The sequence below is a fragment of the Catenulispora yoronensis genome, assembly GCF_039531695.1.
Taxonomy (GTDB): domain Bacteria; phylum Actinomycetota; class Actinomycetes; order Streptomycetales; family Catenulisporaceae; genus Catenulispora; species Catenulispora yoronensis.
The window spans coordinates 34,496-52,256 of record NZ_BAAAQN010000012.1 but is presented as its reverse complement, the minus strand read 5'-3'; the positions used below and the strand labels follow the sequence as shown (position 1 = coordinate 52,256).

General features: G+C 69.9%; 14 protein-coding genes and 1 tRNA gene. 10 read left to right on the top strand and 5 right to left on the bottom strand.

All coding sequences use genetic code 11. The features are described from left to right. Positions 1-114: 114 nt before the first annotated feature. The 3 genes from ABD481_RS12605 (at position 115) to ABD481_RS12595 (ending at position 3,117) form a co-directional block, all read left to right on the top strand. Positions 115-1,002 (top strand): S1 family peptidase, encoded by an 888-nt coding sequence (locus ABD481_RS12605; RefSeq protein ID WP_344665792.1) that lies wholly within the window; start codon positions 115-117, stop codon positions 1,000-1,002. Between the two features lie 201 nt (positions 1,003-1,203). Continuing rightward, positions 1,204-2,265, top strand: a complete 1,062-nt coding sequence (locus ABD481_RS12600) for a chorismate-binding protein (protein WP_425559151.1) — start codon at positions 1,204-1,206, stop codon at positions 2,263-2,265. Positions 2,266-2,280: 15 nt separating this feature from the next. Next, positions 2,281-3,117, top strand: coding sequence for an aminotransferase class IV (locus ABD481_RS12595; RefSeq protein WP_344665791.1), 837 nt, complete (start codon positions 2,281-2,283; stop codon positions 3,115-3,117). Between the two features lie 116 nt (positions 3,118-3,233). On the opposite strand, the gene ABD481_RS12590 is transcribed toward ABD481_RS12595, so the two are convergent. Further along, positions 3,234-3,647, bottom strand: coding sequence for an SsgA family sporulation/cell division regulator (locus ABD481_RS12590; protein WP_344665790.1), 414 nt, complete (start codon positions 3,645-3,647; stop codon positions 3,234-3,236). A gap of 429 nt (positions 3,648-4,076) precedes the next feature. On the opposite strand from ABD481_RS12590, the gene ABD481_RS12585 reads away from it, so the two are divergent. Continuing rightward, positions 4,077-4,148, top strand: a tRNA-Val gene (locus ABD481_RS12585). An 89-nt stretch (positions 4,149-4,237) separates the two neighbouring features. On the opposite strand, the gene ABD481_RS12580 is transcribed toward ABD481_RS12585, so the two are convergent. After that, positions 4,238-4,876, bottom strand: coding sequence for an alpha-ketoglutarate-dependent dioxygenase AlkB (locus ABD481_RS12580; protein WP_344665789.1), 639 nt, complete (start codon positions 4,874-4,876; stop codon positions 4,238-4,240). Positions 4,877-4,969: 93 nt separating this feature from the next. Here ABD481_RS12580 and ABD481_RS12575 point away from each other — a divergent pair, with 93 nt between their 5' ends. Next, positions 4,970-6,607: an ABC-F family ATP-binding cassette domain-containing protein gene (locus tag ABD481_RS12575; RefSeq protein WP_344665788.1), complete on the top strand. Its 1,638-nt coding sequence runs from the start codon at positions 4,970-4,972 to the stop codon at positions 6,605-6,607. A gap of 23 nt (positions 6,608-6,630) precedes the next feature. Here the strand turns inward: ABD481_RS12575 and ABD481_RS12570 are convergent, their stop codons facing one another. Further along, complete coding sequence (locus tag ABD481_RS12570; RefSeq protein WP_344665787.1) at positions 6,631-7,242, bottom strand: hypothetical protein; 612 nt, start codon at positions 7,240-7,242, stop codon at positions 6,631-6,633. Positions 7,243-7,307: 65 nt separating this feature from the next. Here ABD481_RS12570 and hrpA point away from each other — a divergent pair, with 65 nt between their 5' ends. The 4 genes from hrpA (at position 7,308) to ABD481_RS12550 (ending at position 15,255) form a co-directional block, all read left to right on the top strand. Beyond that, positions 7,308-11,240, top strand: a complete 3,933-nt coding sequence (hrpA, locus tag ABD481_RS12565; protein ID WP_344665786.1) for an ATP-dependent RNA helicase HrpA — start codon at positions 7,308-7,310, stop codon at positions 11,238-11,240. 98 nt (positions 11,241-11,338) lie between these two features. Then, entirely contained in the window at positions 11,339-12,205 is an 867-nt protein-coding gene (locus ABD481_RS12560) for an SAM-dependent methyltransferase (protein ID WP_344665785.1), read from the top strand. Between the two features lie 83 nt (positions 12,206-12,288). After that, the gene (locus ABD481_RS12555) at positions 12,289-15,042 is read left to right on the top strand and encodes an ATP-binding cassette domain-containing protein (RefSeq protein ID WP_344665784.1); all 2,754 of its coding nucleotides are present in this window, start codon (positions 12,289-12,291) and stop codon (positions 15,040-15,042) included. Between the two features lie 78 nt (positions 15,043-15,120). Further along, positions 15,121-15,255: a hypothetical protein gene (locus tag ABD481_RS12550; RefSeq protein WP_344665783.1), complete on the top strand. Its 135-nt coding sequence runs from the start codon at positions 15,121-15,123 to the stop codon at positions 15,253-15,255. Positions 15,256-15,445: 190 nt separating this feature from the next. Here ABD481_RS12550 and ABD481_RS12545 read toward each other — a convergent pair whose 3' ends face one another. Beyond that, positions 15,446-15,928, bottom strand: a complete 483-nt coding sequence (locus ABD481_RS12545) for an ATP-binding protein (protein WP_344665782.1) — start codon at positions 15,926-15,928, stop codon at positions 15,446-15,448. A 123-nt stretch (positions 15,929-16,051) separates the two neighbouring features. Here ABD481_RS12545 and ABD481_RS12540 point away from each other — a divergent pair, with 123 nt between their 5' ends. Further along, complete coding sequence (locus ABD481_RS12540; RefSeq protein WP_344665781.1) at positions 16,052-16,546, top strand: nuclear transport factor 2 family protein; 495 nt, start codon at positions 16,052-16,054, stop codon at positions 16,544-16,546. Between the two features lie 118 nt (positions 16,547-16,664). Here the strand turns inward: ABD481_RS12540 and ABD481_RS12535 are convergent, their stop codons facing one another. Further along, on the bottom strand, positions 16,665-17,735 hold the full coding sequence (locus ABD481_RS12535; RefSeq protein ID WP_344665780.1) for a DUF475 domain-containing protein: 1,071 nt from the start codon (positions 17,733-17,735) through the stop codon (positions 16,665-16,667). Positions 17,736-17,761: the final 26 nt, after the last annotated feature.

The following is a 17,761-nucleotide window of genomic DNA, read 5'->3' as shown; positions in this document are numbered from 1 at the left end:
TCCGGTGTGCGGTCGGGCGCGGCCACGATGGTCCGGGTCCGGCGGCGGATCCGGCGGCGGGCGTGGACGGGAAGGGGCCCTGCGATGGCTCGGATGAGACGGCGGGTCGCTCGGATGGCGGCTTGGAGTGTGGCCGGTCTGCTGACGGTCGCCGGGGTGGCGGCGGCCACCGCGATGGGGGCGCCCTCAGCGCCCAAGGCGCTGCGGCCGATCCCGCGCATCGTCGGTGGTGCGGCGGCGCCGGCCGGGGCGTTCCCGTTCATGGCCGCGTTGCAGCAGTGGGAGGGCAGCGGCTATCTGACCATCTGCGGCGGCACGCTGATCGCGCCGGATGAGGTGCTCACCGCCGCGCACTGCGTCGAGCAGTGGGCGGTCGGGCAGGAGGCGGCCGGCGGGCAGCCCAAGGAGCGCGTCGTCGTGGGGCGGACCGACCTGTCGTCGAACGATGGTGCGGTGCGGCTGCCGGCGGCGATCCGGGTCGACCCGACCTGGGACTCCTCCACCGAGGTGGACGACGCCGCCGTGCTGCAACTCGACGCTCCCATCGGCGGGGTTCCCATGCCCACGCTGCCCGCGGCCGGCAATCGCGGCTACGAGCAGCCCGGCGTGGCGGCACTCACCGTCGGCTGGGGCAGCGTCCAGCCGCAGGGGCCCACCGACGTCGGGGGCGGTGTCTATCCGAACGATCTGCGGCAGGTCAGCCTGCCGCTGGTCGACGATGGCCCGTGCCAGAGCGTGTTCGACGGGGTCCACAACCCCACGCTCTACCCGAAGGTGATGCTCTGCGCCGGTGGCGACGGCCGGCACGACGCCTGCACCGGCGACAGCGGCGGCCCGCTGCTGACCCCGCTGACCTCCGGCGATTGGGAACTGGTCGGGATCACCAGCTGGGGCAACGGCTGCGCCGTCCCGGGCACACCAGGTGTCTTCACCCGGCTGTCGGCACCGGAGATCCACGACTTCGTCGCGATGGCGGGCGGCGAGGTGGCCTTCGGGCCGTGACAGCCGAGGCTCCGTCGCCGGGGTGATGGAGCGCTTCCGCTGCGCGTCGAGGACCTGCTGACGCCGGGGCTACACGTGCCGGGGCGATGGGCTCCTGGCCCTGGGCGATGCGCCCCGGGGCAGCATCCTTCGGACAGCGTCTCCCGCGTGCGCCCCCAGGGGCCGAAGCGAGAGCCGTAACAAAGCGCGAGACAATGAGCTGTGCCCTTCCCCGCCCGCCGCGTCGGCGCCATATCCCGCGAAGCCGGACCCGGCTCCGAGCCTCTGGCCTACTTCGCCGGGCGGCTGGCGACCGGGCTGCGGGATGTCACCTCGGACCTGAGCGCGCTCGACTCGTCGGGGTACTGGGCCGTTGTCGGCACCTACGAGGGCGAGTGGACGCTGGCGCGCTTCGATGAGGTGCGGGAGGCTCCGTTGCCCGTGGCCTCGGCTCCGTGGCGGGGGCCGGAGCGGGCGGCGTGGGTCTCGTCGCTGGACCAGGCCGAGTACGAGGGTGCGGTCAAGAAGATCCGGGATGAGATCGCGCATGGCGAGGTCTACCAGGTGAACCTGTGCCGGGTGCTGTCCGCGCCGATCGCGGCGGAGGCGGATCCGCTCGCCCTCGCCGCGTGCCTGGCCGAGGGCAATCCGGGGATCTATGCCGGGGTGGTGGACGTGCCCGGGGCCCGGGTCGTGACCGCCTCGCCCGAGCTGTATCTGCGGCGGGTCGGGCGGACGGCCATCTCGGAGCCGATCAAGGGCACCGCGCGCACTGCTGAGGAGTTCCTGCCGAAGGACACCGCGGAGAACGTCATGATCGTCGACCTGGTGCGGAACGATCTGGCGCGGGTGGCGGTGGTGGGGAGTGTGGAAGTTCCTTCGTTGTTGCGCGTGGAGCCGTATCCGGGGTTGGTGCACCTGGTGTCGACCGTGACCGCGGAGATGGTGCCGGGGGCCGGGTGGGCGGAGTTGATCGCGGCGACGTTTCCGGCCGGGTCCATCACCGGGGCGCCCAAGAGCAGCGCGTTGCGGATCATCGACGAGTTGGAGACCGTGCCGCGGGGGCCCTACTGCGGGGCCATCGGCTGGGTGGACGCCGACCGGGGCGTCGGCGAGCTCGCGGTGGGTATTCGCACGTTCTGGTGGCGCGCCGGGCACCTGTGCTTCGGGGCCGGCGCGGGTATCACCTGGGGATCGGATCCGCGCGGGGAGTGGGCCGAGACCGAGCTGAAGGCGGCGCGGCTACTCGCTGTCGCGTCGGGTCCGTCGTCGTCCGTCGAGTGAAGGAGACTGGGTGCCATGAGCACTGACAAGGTCTGGGTCGGATCCGGTTTGGTCGATGCCGAGGACCCGCACATCTCGGTCTTCGACCACGGTTTCACTGTCGGCGACGGCGTGTTCGAGGCGGTGAAGGCAGTCGGCGGGAGGCCGTTCGCGCTGACGCGGCACTTGCAGCGGCTGGCCCGCTCGGCGGCCGGGCTGGGACTGCCCGTGGTGGACGTCGAGGCGGTGCGGCACGCCGTGACCGAGACGCTGCTCGCCAACGACGTCCCGCCGCTGGCCCGCATCCGCGTCACCTACACCGCCGGCGTGGCGCCGCTCGGGTCCGAGCGGGGCGACCACGGCCCGACGCTCGTGGTGGCGGTGGGCCCGACCAAGCCGCACGCCGACGCCACCGCGATCGCGACCGTGCCGTGGCCCCGGAACGAGCGGGGCGCCCTGGCCGGCATCAAGTCGACCTCCTACGCCGAGAACGCCAAGGCGTTGGCGCGGGCCCAGCGGGTGGGCGCCACCGAGGCGATCTTCGCCGACACCACCGGTCGGCTGTGCGAAGGCACCGGCAGCAACATCTTCGTGGTCCGGGACGGCCGCGTCCTGACCCCGACCCTGGACACCGGCTGCCTGGCCGGCGTGACCCGTGCCCTGGTCCTGGCCTGGGTGCCGGAGGCGGAGGAGACCGATCTGCCGCTCTCCGCGTTGCAGGACTCCGACGAGATCTTCCTGACCTCGACGCTGCGCGACGTCCAGGGCGTCCGCCGGACCGACGACCGCGAGCTGGCCGCGCCGGGCCCGGTCACCAAGGACGTCATGGCCGTGTTCGCCGAGCGCTCCGCGCAGGAGCACGACCCGCTGTAACCGACGGCGGCTCCGTCACCCACCGTGACCGGAAAAGCAGCGCCCCCGCCGATGGTGATCGCATCGGCGGGGGTTCGCTGGTTCGGGGCCGCCCCTGAGTCCGGTCGGGATCGGGGTCAGTTGTCGGCGAACAGGTGCATGAGTTCGGCGTCGAGATCGTAGAAGCGATGCTCCAGACCCGGCGGGACGGCGGCGTTGGTGCGCTTGAGGAAGGACTCCAGCGCACGCGCCGGGGCCTCCAGGAGTGCCTCGCCCTCGGGCGAGCTCAGCGCCAGACACACGATCGCCTGGCCGCGGCTGCGCGAGGGCCACACCCGCACGTCGCCGGTGCCGGTGGGGCGACGCAGCCCCTCGGCGAGCAGCTCGCGGGCGAAGACCCAGTCCACGGTGTCCTGGCCGCCGGTGTGGAAGGTGGCGTGGACGGCGTAAGGGTCGGCGGTGTCGTAGCGCAGGCCCGCGGGGACCGGCAGCGAGGAGTCGCCGGAGATGACGAGACGCAGCTGCAGCTCACAGGTGACCGATGAGCTCATGGCGGTCGGCCTTTCGCTAGGAGTGCGCCGAGGCGGGCGGTCCCGAACTCAGCGGTTCACACCCCCGCGTTCCTAGTGGTTCGCGTCGAGGGGCGCGAAGGAGGAATGCCACGGTCCGGTGGTCGGTAAACCCGTGTGCCCGGTATACGGCGTTGTGCGTAGGCCATCAGGTCGAGGACAAGACCTTGACGTGCGGGGCGGACGGCGGACGCATGCGCGACGCAATCCCCCGAATCGGGACAGAACCCACCGTATAGCACCGGTGACACAGGGTGACGAATTGCGGGGTCCCCGGCGGGTCGCCGCCCCTTACGCCGAGTGACGACCGGCGGCGCACCCCACCGGGAAAGGGGTGCGCGCGGCACCGTCCGGATGCGGTAAGGTTACGGACGTCGGAACGGCCCAGGGGGCTGGGGAGACACACAGCAAGGGCGATTAGCTCAGCGGGAGAGCACTGCCTTCACACGGCAGGGGTCACTGGTTCGATCCCAGTATCGCCCACACCGCAAGACAGCCGCATGTCCTCAGACATGCGGCTGTTGTCGTTGTCGGCCTTTATGCGCCAACTCGCCGGGCAGCAGGCCCAACGCTCACCGCACTCCCCGTGGCCGGAACTGGACGCTGATCCGCGGCCCCAGTGGCCGTGCCGATTTCGGGATCGCATGTTCCCAGGTGCGCTGGCAGCTGCCGCCCATCACCAGCAGGTCGCCGTGGCCGACCTCGTAGCGGAGGGTGCAGCCGCCGCCGTCGCGAGGTCGCAGGGTCAGGGCGCGGGGCGTGCCCAAAGAGATGATCGCGACCATCGTGTCGTCGGTGGAGCCACGGCCGGTGGTGTCGCCGTGCCAGGCGACGCTGTCGCGGCCGTCGCGGTAAAGGCACAGGCCGGCGGTCGTGAAGGGCTCGCCGAGTTCGGGGCCGTAGTGGCGGTCGAGCGCGGTGCGAGCCTCGGTCAGCAGCGGGTCGGGCAGGGCTGCGTCGTCGCCGTAGAAGCACAGCAGGCGGGGGACGTCGACCACGCGTTCGTACATCATGCGACGTTCGGCGCGCCAGGGAACGGATTCCATCAGACGGGCGAACAGTTCGTCGGCGCCGGAGATCCAGCCGCGGCGGAGGTCGACCCAGGCGCCGTGGCTCAGCGCGACCCGCTCCACGGCGTCGCCGAGGGCGCCGACCGCCTCGGGCGTGTCGGCGTCGAGCAGGGATCCTTGGAACCAGGCATTGTCGAACATACGTTCAATACTAAGCGGGAGTCGAGGTCGGAGCGCTAGGGTCTTGCCGCACGTCCACAACAACTTCACGAGCAGCACAGGAGTCACGCCGCCATGAGCGCCACGGTCGTCGCCAAGGAACTCACCGCCGGGCACGGCGATCGTGTCCTGTTCTCCGACCTGGATCTCGTGGTCTCCCCCGGCGACGTGGTCGGTCTGGTCGGTGTCAACGGCGCCGGGAAGTCCACGCTGCTGCGCCTGCTGGCCGGCCTGGAGACGCCGGAGCACGGCAGCGTGCAGCTCAGTCCCCCGAGCGCCACCGTCGGCCATCTGCCCCAGGAGCCCGAACGCCGGGCCGGCGAGACCGTGCGGCAGTTCCTGGCCCGCCGCACCGGCGTGGCCGCGGCACAGGAGGCACTGGACGCCGCCACCGAGGGCTTGGTGGAGGGCGCGCCGGGCGCGGACGACGCCTACTCCGAAAGCCTGGAGCGCTGGCTCGGCCTCGGCGGCGCGGACCTGGAGGAGCGCGCCGACGCGGTCGCCGCGGACCTGGGCCTGGCGGTCGACCTGGACCTGGAGATGACGGCGCTGTCCGGCGGCCAGGCCGCCCGCGCCGGCCTGGCCGCGCTGCTGCTGAGCCGCTACGACGTCTTCCTTCTGGACGAGCCGACGAACGACTTGGATCTGGACGGCCTGGAGCGTCTGGAGCGCTTCGTCACCGAGCTGCGCGCGCCGGTGGTGCTGATCAGTCACGACCGGGAGTTCCTGGCCCGCAGTGTGAACCGGGTGGTCGAGCTGGACCTGGTGCAGCAGCTGATCCGGCAGGTCGGCGGCGGCTACGACGACTACCTGCGGGAGCGGGAGGTCGAGCGGCAGCACGCCCGCGAGGAGTACGAGGCCTACGCCGACACCAAGGCCGGCTTGGAGGCGCGGGCCCACATGCAGCGCAACTGGCTGGAGAAGGGCGTCAAGAACGCGCTGAAGAAGCGTCCGGACAACGACAAGACGCTGGCGAAGGCTCGGGCGGAGTCCACGGAGAAGCAGGCTGCGAAGGCGCGGCAGACCGAGCGCCGGATCGAGCGGCTGGAGGTCGTGGAGGAGCCGCGCAAGGAGTGGGAGCTGCGGATGACGATCGCCGCCGCGCCGCGCTCCGGCTCGGTGGTGACGACGCTGCGCGAGGCGGTGGTCCGCCGGGGCGACTTCACGCTGGGTCCGGTCACGTTGCAGATCGACTGGGCCGAGAAGGTCGCCATCACCGGCGCCAACGGCTCGGGCAAGACGACCCTGCTGGCCGCGCTTCTGGGCCGCATCCCCCTCGACGAGGGCTCGGGCTCGGTGGGCTCCGGTGTGGTGGTCGGCGAGGTCGATCAGGCACGCGGGCTGTTCCTGGGCGAGCAGCCCCTGCTGCGGGCGTTCGAGGAGCAGGTGCCGGACATGGAGCCGGCGGAGGTCCGCACGCTGCTGGCCAAGTTCGGCCTGAAGGCCGAGCACGTACTGCGCTCGGCCGTGACGTTGTCCCCGGGCGAGCGCACGCGCGCCGCGCTGGCCCTGCTCCAGGCGCGCGGGGTGAACCTGCTGGTGCTGGACGAGCCGACCAACCACCTGGACCTGGCCGCGATCGAGCAGTTGGAGTCGGCGCTGGCGAACTACCCGGGCACCCTGCTGCTGGTCACGCACGACCGACGGATGCTCGAGGCGGTGCAGACCACGCGGCGGTTGGTGGTGGACGGCGGGAAGGTCAGCGAGCTCTAAGCTCGGAAAGGCACCCTCAGCCCTCAGCCCTCAGCCGCCAACCGCCGCCCCTCCACAAAAAACTCCGCGACCTCCTCCGCCGTCGCCGCCAACGGCAGCGCCGCGCCGAACGGCGCGTTCCAGAACTCCCCCTCGCGCGGCTTGTGCGGTCCGACGTACATGTACGGCTCGTCGAGGTAGCTGTCACCGAGCGACACGCCGTAGTTGACCTCGTCGGCCGTCACGCCGATGTCGAAGTGCTCGGGCCACAGCACCGGCGTGGCGTCCGGGGCGAAAATCCTCAGCGCCTGGTCGCCCCTGTACAGCGCGGCCAGCAGCTCCTGCGCGGCGGCAGGGTCCAGCTCCGGGCGGTCCGCGGGCTGGGCGCCGGAGCCATCGTGGTAGAGACCCTCGGGGGCGCCCGCGGTCACGCCCAGGCGCGCAGCGAGTTCGGCGTAGGTGGCGCCCTCGATCGCGACCGGAGTGCCGTCGGCCCACACGTTCAGGTGATCCGCGCGCAGTTCCGGGGTGGTGACGGTGCTGATCGCTCCAGGGATGACAGTGAGGCGGATGGTCCGGTCGCGGCGGTACTGCGGGCCTGCGAGCAGCAGTTCCGCAATCGCGTGGAGTGAGTCCCTGGTCTGCTTGTGCCCCACCGTTTGCCTCCTGTGCGATTAACCAGAAGAAGGAATCCCCGGGGTCAGCCTATCCTTGACGTGCCATGGAATCTCAGCTCAAGACGGCTTCGCTCGCCGAGCTCACCGCTCGCCTCGCGGAGCTGACGCCGCATGACCGGCATCGCCTCTCCCGTCGCATCGACGGCGCTCGACGCATCCGCAATCCGCAGGCGCTCCAGGCGGTGACCGCTGAGATCGAGGCCGAGATCCTGGTCGCGGCCGGGCGGGCGGCGGCGCGGCGGGCGAGCGTCCCGAAGATCACCTATCCGGACAACCTTCCGGTCAGCGCGCGGCGGGACGACATCGCGGCGGCGATCCGGGACCACCAGGTGGTGGTGATCGCCGGTGAGACCGGCTCCGGCAAGACCACGCAGATCCCGAAGATCTGCCTGGAGCTGGGGCGCGGCGTCGCCGGGCTGATCGGCCACACCCAGCCGCGGCGGCTGGCGGCGCGCACCGTCGCCGAGCGGATCGCCGAGGAGCTGGGCCAGCCGCTGGGCGAGACCGTCGGCTACAAGGTCCGGTTCACCGACCACTCCAGCGACGACACGCTCGTGAAGCTGATGACCGACGGCATCCTGCTGGCCGAGATCCAGCAGGACCGGATGCTGCGCCGCTACGACACGATCATCATCGACGAGGCGCACGAGCGGTCGCTGAACATCGACTTCCTGCTCGGCTACCTCAAGAGCCTGCTGCCGCGCCGCCCGGACCTGAAGCTGATCATCACCTCGGCGACGATCGACCCGGAGCGGTTCGCACGGCACTTCGCGGACCGGGACGGCGAGCCGGCCCCGATCGTGGAGGTCTCCGGCCGCACCTACCCGGTGGAGGTCCGGTACCGGCCGCTGCTGCTCGACGACCCGGAGCTCGACGGCGACGCCGCCGACCGCGACCAGGTCCAGGCGATCAGCGACGCCGTGGACGAGCTCGGCCGCGAGGGCCAGGGCGACATACTCGTCTTCCTCTCCGGCGAGCGCGAGATCCGCGACACCGCGGACGCGCTCAAGAAGCGCAACCTCCGCCACACCGAGATCGTCCCGCTGTTCGCCCGCCTGAGCTCCGCCGAGCAGCACAAGGTCTTCGAGCCGCACACCGGCCGCCGCATCGTGCTGGCCACCAACGTCGCCGAGACCAGCCTCACCGTCCCGGGCATCCGCTACGTCATCGACCCCGGCTCGGCGCGCATCTCCCGCTACAGCAACCGCACCAAGGTGCAGCGCCTGCCGATCGAGCCGGTCTCCCAGGCCTCGGCGAACCAGCGCAAGGGCCGCTGCGGCCGTCTGTCCGACGGCATCTGCATCCGCCTGTACTCCGAGGACGACTTCCTCTCCCGTCCGGAGTTCACCGAGCCGGAGATCCTGCGCACCTCCCTGGCCTCCGTCATCCTCCAGATGAGCGCGCTGGGCCTGGGCGACGTCGCCGCCTTCCCGTTCCTGGACCCGCCGGACGCGCGCAACATCCGCGACGGCGTGAACCTGCTCCATGAGCTCGGCGCGCTGGACCCCGAGGAACAGGACCTCCGCAAGCGCCTGACCCCGGTCGGCCGCAAGCTCGCGCAGCTGCCCGTGGACCCGAAGCTCGGCCGCATGGTGCTGGAGGCGGACCGCAACGGGGCGCTGAAGGAAATCATGATCATCGCCGCCGCGCTGTCCATCCAGGACCCGCGCGAGCGCCCCGCCGACAAGCAGCAGGCCGCCGCGGAGAAGCATGCCCGCTTCAAGGAGCAGGGCTCGGACTTCCTGGCGTGGTTGAAGCTGTGGGACTACATCAAGGAGAAACAGAAAGAGCTCTCCTCGAACCAGTTCCGCAAGCTCTGCAAAGCCGAGTTCCTGCACTACCTCCGTATCCGCGAGTGGCAGGACGTGCACAGCCAGCTCAAGCAGATCGCCAAGCAGCTGGAGCTGACGCCGAACACCGTCGAGGCGAGCCCCGACCAGATTCACATCAGCCTCCTGAGCGGGCTGCTGTCGCATATCGGTTTGAAGGACACAGAGTCCTTCGAGTACATCGGCGCGCGTAATGCGAAGTTCGCCATCTCCCCCGGCTCGGTTCTCTTTAAGAAGTCGCCGCAGTGGGTGATGGCCGCCGAGTTGGTGGAGACGTCCCGCCTTTGGGGCCGCGTCGTAGCCATCATCAAGCCGGAGTGGGCCGAGCCGCTCGCGCAGCACCTAGTGAAGCGAACGTATAGCGAACCGCACTGGGAGAAGTCCGCGGGCGCCGTTATGGCGTTCGAGAAGGTGACTCTCTACGGGATCCCTCTGGTCGCCTCCCGCAAGGTGAACTACGGCAGCATCGACGCCGAGGTGTCCCGCGAGCTGTTCATCCGGCACGCTCTGGTCGAAGGCGACTGGCAGACGCACCACAAGTTCTTCTCGGAGAACCGCAAGCTGCTCGCCGAAGTAGAGGAGTTGGAGAACCGCGCGCGCCGTCGCGACATCCTTGTCGACGACGAGACGCTGTTCGACTTCTACGACGACCGCGTACCTGCCGATGTGGTCTCCGCGCGCCACTTCGACTCCTGGTGGAAGAAGACCCAGCGGGATCAGCCGGATCTCCTGAGCTTCGAGAAGTCGATGCTCATCAACGACGGCGCGGGCGCCGTGGTGGAGCAGGACTATCCGGACTCCTGGCGCCAGGGCCGTATGAAGTTCAAGCTGACCTATCAGTTCGAGCCGGGCGCGGACGCCGACGGCGTCACCGTCCACATCCCGCTGACGGTGCTGAACCAGGTCACCGGCGACGGCTTCGACTGGCTGATCCCGGGCCTGCGCGAGGACCTGCTGACCGCGCTCATCAAGGCGATGCCCAAGACGCTGCGGGTCAACTTCGTCCCGGCGCCGAACTTCGCCAAGGCGCTGCGCCGGAGCCTGGTTCCGAACGACGGTCCGCTGCTGGAGGCGATGGCGCGCGAGCTGCGCGCGGTGTCCGGGCACCGGGTGGAGCCGACGGACTTCGACCTGGAGCGGGTGCCGGAGCATCTGAAGATGACGTTCCGGATCATCGACGACAAGGGTCACCGGCTCGCCGAGGGCAAGGACCTGGAGGCGCTGAAGACCAAGCTCAAGGTCAAGACTCGCGACGTGATCAACAACGCCGCCGACGGCCTGGCCCAGGAAGGGCTGAAGACCTGGACCGTCGGCACGTTGGCGAAGACCTTCGAGCAGAAGCGGAGCGGCCTGACTATGAAGGCCTATCCGGCGCTCGCCGACGCCGGCGACAGCGTCGCGGTACGGCTCTACGACACCGCCGAGGACCAGCGCCGCGCCATGGCCGCCGGCACGCGGCGGATGCTGCTGCTGAACGTGAACTCGCCGATCAAGTACATCAACGGCCGGCTGAGCAATCCGGCGAAGCTGGCGCTGAGCCACAATCCCTACGGCAACGCGCTGGCGCTGTTGCAGGATTGCGTGGCCTGCGCCGCGGACCACCTGATCGCGAAGAACGGCGGTCCGGCCTGGGACGAGGCGTCGTACCAGAAGCTGTTCGACGCGGTGCGCGCGGACCTGGCCGACACCTCGATGCAGGTGGTGCAGCAGGTGGAGCGGATCCTGGCGGTCTGGCAGGAGGTGGAGCGCCGGATGAAGGCCACGACCAGCCGGTCGCTGCTGGCCGCGCTGGCCGACGTCCGGGCCCAGCTGACCGGGCTGGTCCACAAGGGCTTCGTCTCGGCGACCGGCTTCGATCAGCTGCCGCAGCTGGTGCGCTATTTGCGCGCGGTCGAGCGGCGGCTGGACAAGCTGCCGGACAACCCGAACCAGGACCAGCTGCTGATGTACCAGGTCCACGACGTGCAGGACGAGTATCAGCTGCTGCTGGACCGGCTGCCGCCGGGCCGTCGGGGCGACGCCGACGTGCGGCGGATCCGGTGGATGCTGGAGGAGCTGCGGGTCAGCCTGTTCGCGCAGCAGCTGGGGACGCCGGAGACGGTGTCGGCGAAGCGGATCTACCGGGCGATCGACGCGATCAGCGGTTGACCTGGGCCCGGCCTCGCCGGAGCAGCGGCGTTGCCGGGAGCAGAGGGTAGCTCGATCGGAGTATCAGGGTTCGACCGTCCGGGGTATGATCCGGCGCCATGACCGCTGACGCCGAAGAACCGGGAAGCGCGAAGACCCCCTGGTCGGATCCCGTCGCCGGCGACCGTTCGGCGGACGCTGCGGACGCGGCCTACCGGCTGGACACTTCCACGGCGCATCCGGCGCGTGTCTACGACTACTGGATCGGCGGGAAGCAGAACTTCGCCGCCGACCGCGATGTCGCCGACCGCATGGCCGAGGCCATGCCGGGGGTTCCGCTGCTGGCCCGCGCCAACCGCGCGTTCCTGGGGCGGGCGGTCCGATACGTGGCCGGGCAGGGCGTCACCCAGTTCCTGGACCTCGGCGCGGGGCTCCCGGCCACCGGGAACACCCACGAGATCGCGCAGTCGGTGCATCCCGACGCCGCCGTGGTCTATGTCGACAACGATCCGCTGGTCACGGTGCACGGCCGCGCGCTGCTCGCGGACGAGGCCCGCACCCGGGTCTTCGAGGCCGATCTGCGCGACCCGGAGTCAGTGCTCGGCCATCCGCACGTCACCGGCCTTATCGACTTCGAGCGGCCGGTCGGGCTGCTGCTGGCGGCGGTGCTGCACTTCGTCGCCGACGACGCCGACCCGGCCGGGATCCTGGCGGCGTTCACCAAACGCCTGGCCCCGGGCAGCCACCTGGTGATCTCGCACGCCGGCTCGGATCTGCTGCCGGTGGACGAGGCCCGGCTGCGGCCGATCTATCAGACGTCCTCCACCGGCGCCGTGCGCGACCACGCCGAGGTGTCCGCCTTCTTCGAGGGTTTCGACCTCGTCGAGCCCGGACTGGTGCGGATACCGTTGTGGCGCCCGGACGAGGCACCGCCGGAAGACCTGTCGCAGTACTGGCTGTACGGCGGCGTGGGTCGAAAGCGGTAGAAACCCTAGTCCGGGCGGTATGCAGGGTCCCAACATCGTGAACCGCGTTGCCCAGCGCAGGTCCCAGCCGTAAGGATGGGCGCGTGTCCCAGCAACCGGAACAGACCGCACCTCTGACACTGCAGATCCTGCCCGACGGAAGCGAACGGGTCTTCGACGGATCGCGCCGGGTCGTCATTGGCCGCGACTCCAATCAAGTCGACGTCATCGTCTCCGAGCCGAGGGCGTCGCGTGTGCACGCCACGCTCTACGTGAGCGGCGGGGCGTGGGTCCTGGAGGACAGCAGCAGTCAGGGCACGTTCGTGCAGAACACCCGACTGACCCAGCCGATGACGCTGCCCGGACCGGTGGTGGTCCGGCTCGGACACCCGGTGGACGGGCAGGAGGTGCGGTTGGTGCCGGGCGCGCGGCGGCCGAACCTGCCGCCGCCGGGGCAGCCGGGACACCCGGGCCATGTCGGGCAGGCAGGCCAAGCCGGCCAGGCCAACCAGGGCGCGCAGCATGGCCAGGCCGGGTCGGCCGGGCCGGCCGGGCCGGCGGCGCCCCAGCAGCAGCACGTCGCGCAGGCTCCCACGGCACCGCCGCAGGCCGGGCCGCAGCAGCCGCCGCCCGGGTTCCAGCAGATCCCGCCGCCGCGCCCGGTGGCGCAGCCCGGGCAGGCGGGTCAGCCGGGTCAGCCCGGCCAGCCCGGCTACCCGCAGCAGCCGCCCGGTGCGCACTCCTGGGCCCAGCAGCCGGGCGCCATCCCGCAGCAGAACCCTTACGTCCCGCAGCACCTGCCGGCCCAGCAGCCGCAACAGCCTCGCCTGGGTGAGTACACCGGCGTCTACCAGACCGCCGCCCACACCTCGACCAAGCTGCGAATAGGCCGCGACGCCGGCAACGACATCGTGCTGCACGACCTCCAGGTGTCGCGCTTCCACGCCGAGCTGCGCCTTCAGCCCAACGGCAGCGGTTTCGAGATCGTCGACCTGCGCAGCCACAACGGCACTTTCGTCAACGGCAACCGGGTCGGCCGCGCGGGCGTGCAGGAAGGTGCGGTCATCTCGATCGGCCGCCACCTGCTGCGGCTGCGCAACGGCCAGCTTGAGGAGTTCGTCGACACCGGTTCGGTGACGTTCTCCGCGGCCAACCTCTCAGTGCTGGCCGGTACGAAGGTGCTGCTGGACGATGTCAGCTTCGCGCTGGAGGGCGGCGACTTCTTGGCGGTGCTCGGGCCGACCGGCGCCGGTAAGTCGACGCTGATGAAGGCTCTTACTGGCAACCGCCCTGCAGACCACGGCGCTGTTCTCTATAACGGTCGCGATCTCTATGCGAACTACGCGGAGCTTCGTAACCGTGTCGGCTACGTCCCACAGGACGACATCCTCCACCCGCAGCTGAAGGTGCGCGATGCTCTGCGCTACGCCGCCCAGCTGCGATTCCCCCCGGACACCGCGGCGGCTGAACGCGATCACCGCGTCGAGGAGGTCATGGCGGAGCTCGGACTGAGCGAGCGCGCGGACCTCGCCGTGGAGAAGCTGTCCGGCGGACAGCGCAAGCGCACCTCCGTGGCGATCGAGCTGCTGACCCGCCCCTCGCTCCTGATCCTCGACGAGCCCACCTCCGGCCTGGACCCGGGCTATGAGAAGTCGGTGATGGACCTGCTGCGCCGCCTCGCGGACGGCGGCCGCACCGTCATCACCGTGACGCACAGCATCCAGAGCCTGGACCGCTGCGACCGCATCCTGTTCCTGGCCCCAGGTGGGCAGACCGCGTTCTTCGGCCCGCCGCCGGAGACGCTGCAGTTCTTCAGCCGCGGCACCTACGCCGAGGTGTTCCAGGACCTGGACCGCGCCACGCCCGGATACGCCAAGTCGGCGTTCGCCGGCTCGCCGGCCGACCACCAGTATGTGCAGGCCCCTCTCGGCGCCCAGCTGAACAAGGCCAATGGCGGCGGCCCGGCCGCCGCGCAGCAGGCCGCGACCCCGGCGGCAAACCCGCACTGGGGCCACCAGTTGTCCACGTTGTTCCGGCGCTTCAGCTCGGTGGTGTGGGCCGACAAGCGCAATACTTTAATGCTGTTCATGCAGGCGCCGATCCTGGGCCTGCTAATGCTGGCGGTGCTCGGCTCCAACGACCTGTCGGCCAGCGACCCGGTGGCGTCGAAGAAGGCCGGGTCGGTGCTGCTGGCGCTGGTCCTCGGCGCGACCTACCTCGGGGCGTCCAACTCGATCCGGGAGATCGTGAAGGAACGGCCGATCCTGACGCGGGAACGGGCGATCGGGTTGTCGCCATCCGCGTATGTGCTGTCCAAAGTGATCCTGCTCGGACTCCTGACCGTCGCGCAGTCCGCAGTCCTGGTGTTCCTCGGCATCGTGCGGCAGGGCGGGCCCGAGCACGGCTCGGTGATGTCCTCAGGACAGTTCGAGGTCTTCATCGGCGTGGCGTCGTCCGGCTTGGCCGCCATGGCCTTCGGTCTGTTGATCTCGGCCTTCGTCTCCAACGCGGACAAGGCGCTGACCATCCTGCCGGTGGTGCTGTTCGCCGAGTTCCTGTTCACCGGTTCAGCGTTCCCGGTCAACAAGACGCCGGGTCTGGCGCAGGCCGCCTATCTGGCGACGGCAAAGTGGGGCTACTCGGCCACAGCGTCCACCGCGAACAACGACGTGTTGTCCGGCAGCGGGTGCAACGGCACCGCGCCGGAGCCGTTCCCGACCGCGAAGTGCGACTCCACCCAGGCACACGACGCCGCAACCTGGTACGGCGACATGGCCGCGCTCAGCGGGCTGACGGTGGTGTTCATCGCCGGGGCGTGGCTGGCGATCCGGCCGGTAGGGCAGCCCAAGCGGAAATAGGCCGGGAGCCCGGGAGCCCGAGCCCAGCGCTCGGCGGCAGACAGGCAAACAAACACATAGGCAGTGAACGCTAAGGCAGTGAACGCTAAGGCGGCGAACGCTAAGGCGGCGAACGCTAAGGCGGCGAACGCTAAGGCGGCGAACGCTAAGGCGGCGAACGCTAAGGCGGCGAACGCTAAGGCGGCGAACGCTAAGGCGGCGCGCATCCCGTGATCGGGATGCGCTCCGCCTTAAGCGTTTCGCTGAGATTGCGCTTGGTTCTCTAGTCCACTTCGCGATGCGGGCCCGTAGGTCCCGCTCCATCCGATCCACCGGCCTGTGAGCCGTAGGCGATGCGAGCTGTCGTGAGCTGGTGATCCACCGCTGTCGATGAAGCCGCTGTCTATGAAGCCACGGTCGCGGCCTACGCCGCGCCTGCCGAGGCCGCCCAATACCCGGCGGCCCGCAACGGCAACTCCACCCGCACTGTCTTACCGCCCCCGTCGGCGTCGGCCGGCACTTCTGTGCGGCCGCCCACCTCGGCCGTCAGGTCCCGGACCAGTTGCAGGCCCCAGCCGCCGCTGTCGTCGGGATGCGGGCTGAGCAGCGCCTTCGGGCGGTGCGGGTGCCGGTCGTGCACGGCCACCGACAGGCAGCCGTACTCCAGCGCCAGCGTCACCTCGGCCTGGCGGCACAACAGCGCCGCGTGCTTGGCCGTGTTGGTGACCAGCTCACTGATGATCACGATCGCCGAATCGATCACCGGCTCGTCCAGGTCCAGCCCCCAGTCCACCAGGATCTCGCGCGCGACACGGCGCGCGGCCGAGGCCCCCTCGGACTTGGTGGGCACCGCGAAGGTGATCCGGTAACCGCACTGCGGCTCCCGCCCGACCCCGAGCACTTCCATCACCTCACACGATCGTGGCGCGCTACGTCCCGTTTCGGAACGGCTCCCCCGCCGTCGGTACAGTTGCCCTGCTGTCCGTGCCTTGGCAGTCATGCCCCCTGCACGGCAGATTCACTCCTGCGAATGCACGTTCATTTGGAGGCTGCTTTGAGAAGCGAGCAGGCGATAACCGACCGCTTCGCACTAGATGACCTGCTCACGGCCTACGCGGTCGCGATCGACACCGATCAGGTGACGGAACTCACACGGTTGTCGACCGACGACGCGGTGTTCGACTACCAATCCAGCGGGGGTCCGCGGGGTTCAGTGGCGGACGCCCAGGCGTGGCTGGAGAGCGCGTTGAGCCAGGTTCCGGTGCGGGCGCACCTGATCGTGAACCGGCGGTTCGACATCCACGAGGACACCGCCTGCGTGGAGGCACACTTCTTCAACCCTATGTCGCTGCGCGTGCCGGGGCAGAAGAACGAGATCTGGAACCCCGGCGGCGGCTACTACTTCGTCGGTTTCCGCCGCACCGAGAAGGGCTGGCGGATCTCAGAGCTCGTCATGCTTCAGACGTGGCGGGTTGCCGTCGGCGTGCACTCGACCAACGGTTCGGGCGGGCACCGCGGCGCCTGACTGGGCTGCGGAGGCGGCGGGCTGACCGGATCCGCCGCGCCGGGACGCAGGTCCTGGCCGGGGCGGGGAGCCGGGCCGGGGAGTCCGGCCGGCGGGTCAGCCCGACGCGTCCGGGCGGTCAGGTCCGTGCGGCCGGGAAATCGGCGCCCGCGCTGCTTTCCCCCCGTGCTTTCACCACCGAGTGGACGAAAGCCGCCACGATCATCGACGTGCCGGCGATCGAGGCGACCCAGTCCGGGACGTCCTTGCCGATCTCCACCAGCAGCAGCACCGCGAGGATGCCGATGGAGTAGTACGCGCCGTGCTCAAGGTAGACGTACTTGTCCAACGCCTTCTTGCGGACCAGGAACACCGTCAGGCTCCGAACGTAGGCGGCGCCGATGCCCAGGCCGATGGTGAACAGCGCGATGTCGACAGTGACCGAGAAGCCGCCCATGACGCTGTCGAAGGAGAACGAGGCGTCCAGCACTTCCAGGTACAGGAACAGCATCAGCGCCTGGCGGCCCTGCGGCGGCTGGTCGCTGCCGACGTCGGCGAGCATCTCGCTCTTGTCAGCCGCGCTGTCCGACAGCCGCTTGATCGTGAAGTAGGTGATCAGGCCGATCAGGCCGGCGACCGGGACGCCGAGCTGGTGGTCGTGCCCGAACGTGAGCGCCGCGACCACCAGGAACAGGATCACTCCGACCACCTGGAAGGCCTCCAGCGCCAGCGGCTTGAACCGCTCGCCGAGCGCGGCCAGGCGGCGTTCGAAGAACGGCAGCCAGATCTGGTCATGGTCGCTGAGGAAGAAGTCCATGAAGATCATCAGCAGGAAGACCCCGCCGAACGCGGCGATCAGCGGCTGCACGTTGAGGATCTCGTGGGAGTAGCCGTTGGGATCGTTGATCGAGGAGCTCACCACGTGGAACGGATTCTGTCTGGTGGCGGCGACCAGGACCACGAGCGGGATCAGCAAGCGCATCCCGAACACCGCGATCAGGATGCCCACGGTCAGGAACAACCGCTGCCAGCGCTCGTCGAAGCGCCGCAGCACGGTCGCGTTCACCACCGCGTTGTCGAAGGACAAGGCCACTTCCAGCACCGCCAGCATGGCCACCACGGTCGCCGAGCGCACGCCGCCGAGCCACAGAGCGAGCGCTAAACCCAACAGGGTGGCGCCGTAGGCCAGCCCGAAGTCCCGTCCGCGCATGTCACGGCCCTTTCTGCCAAGCACGC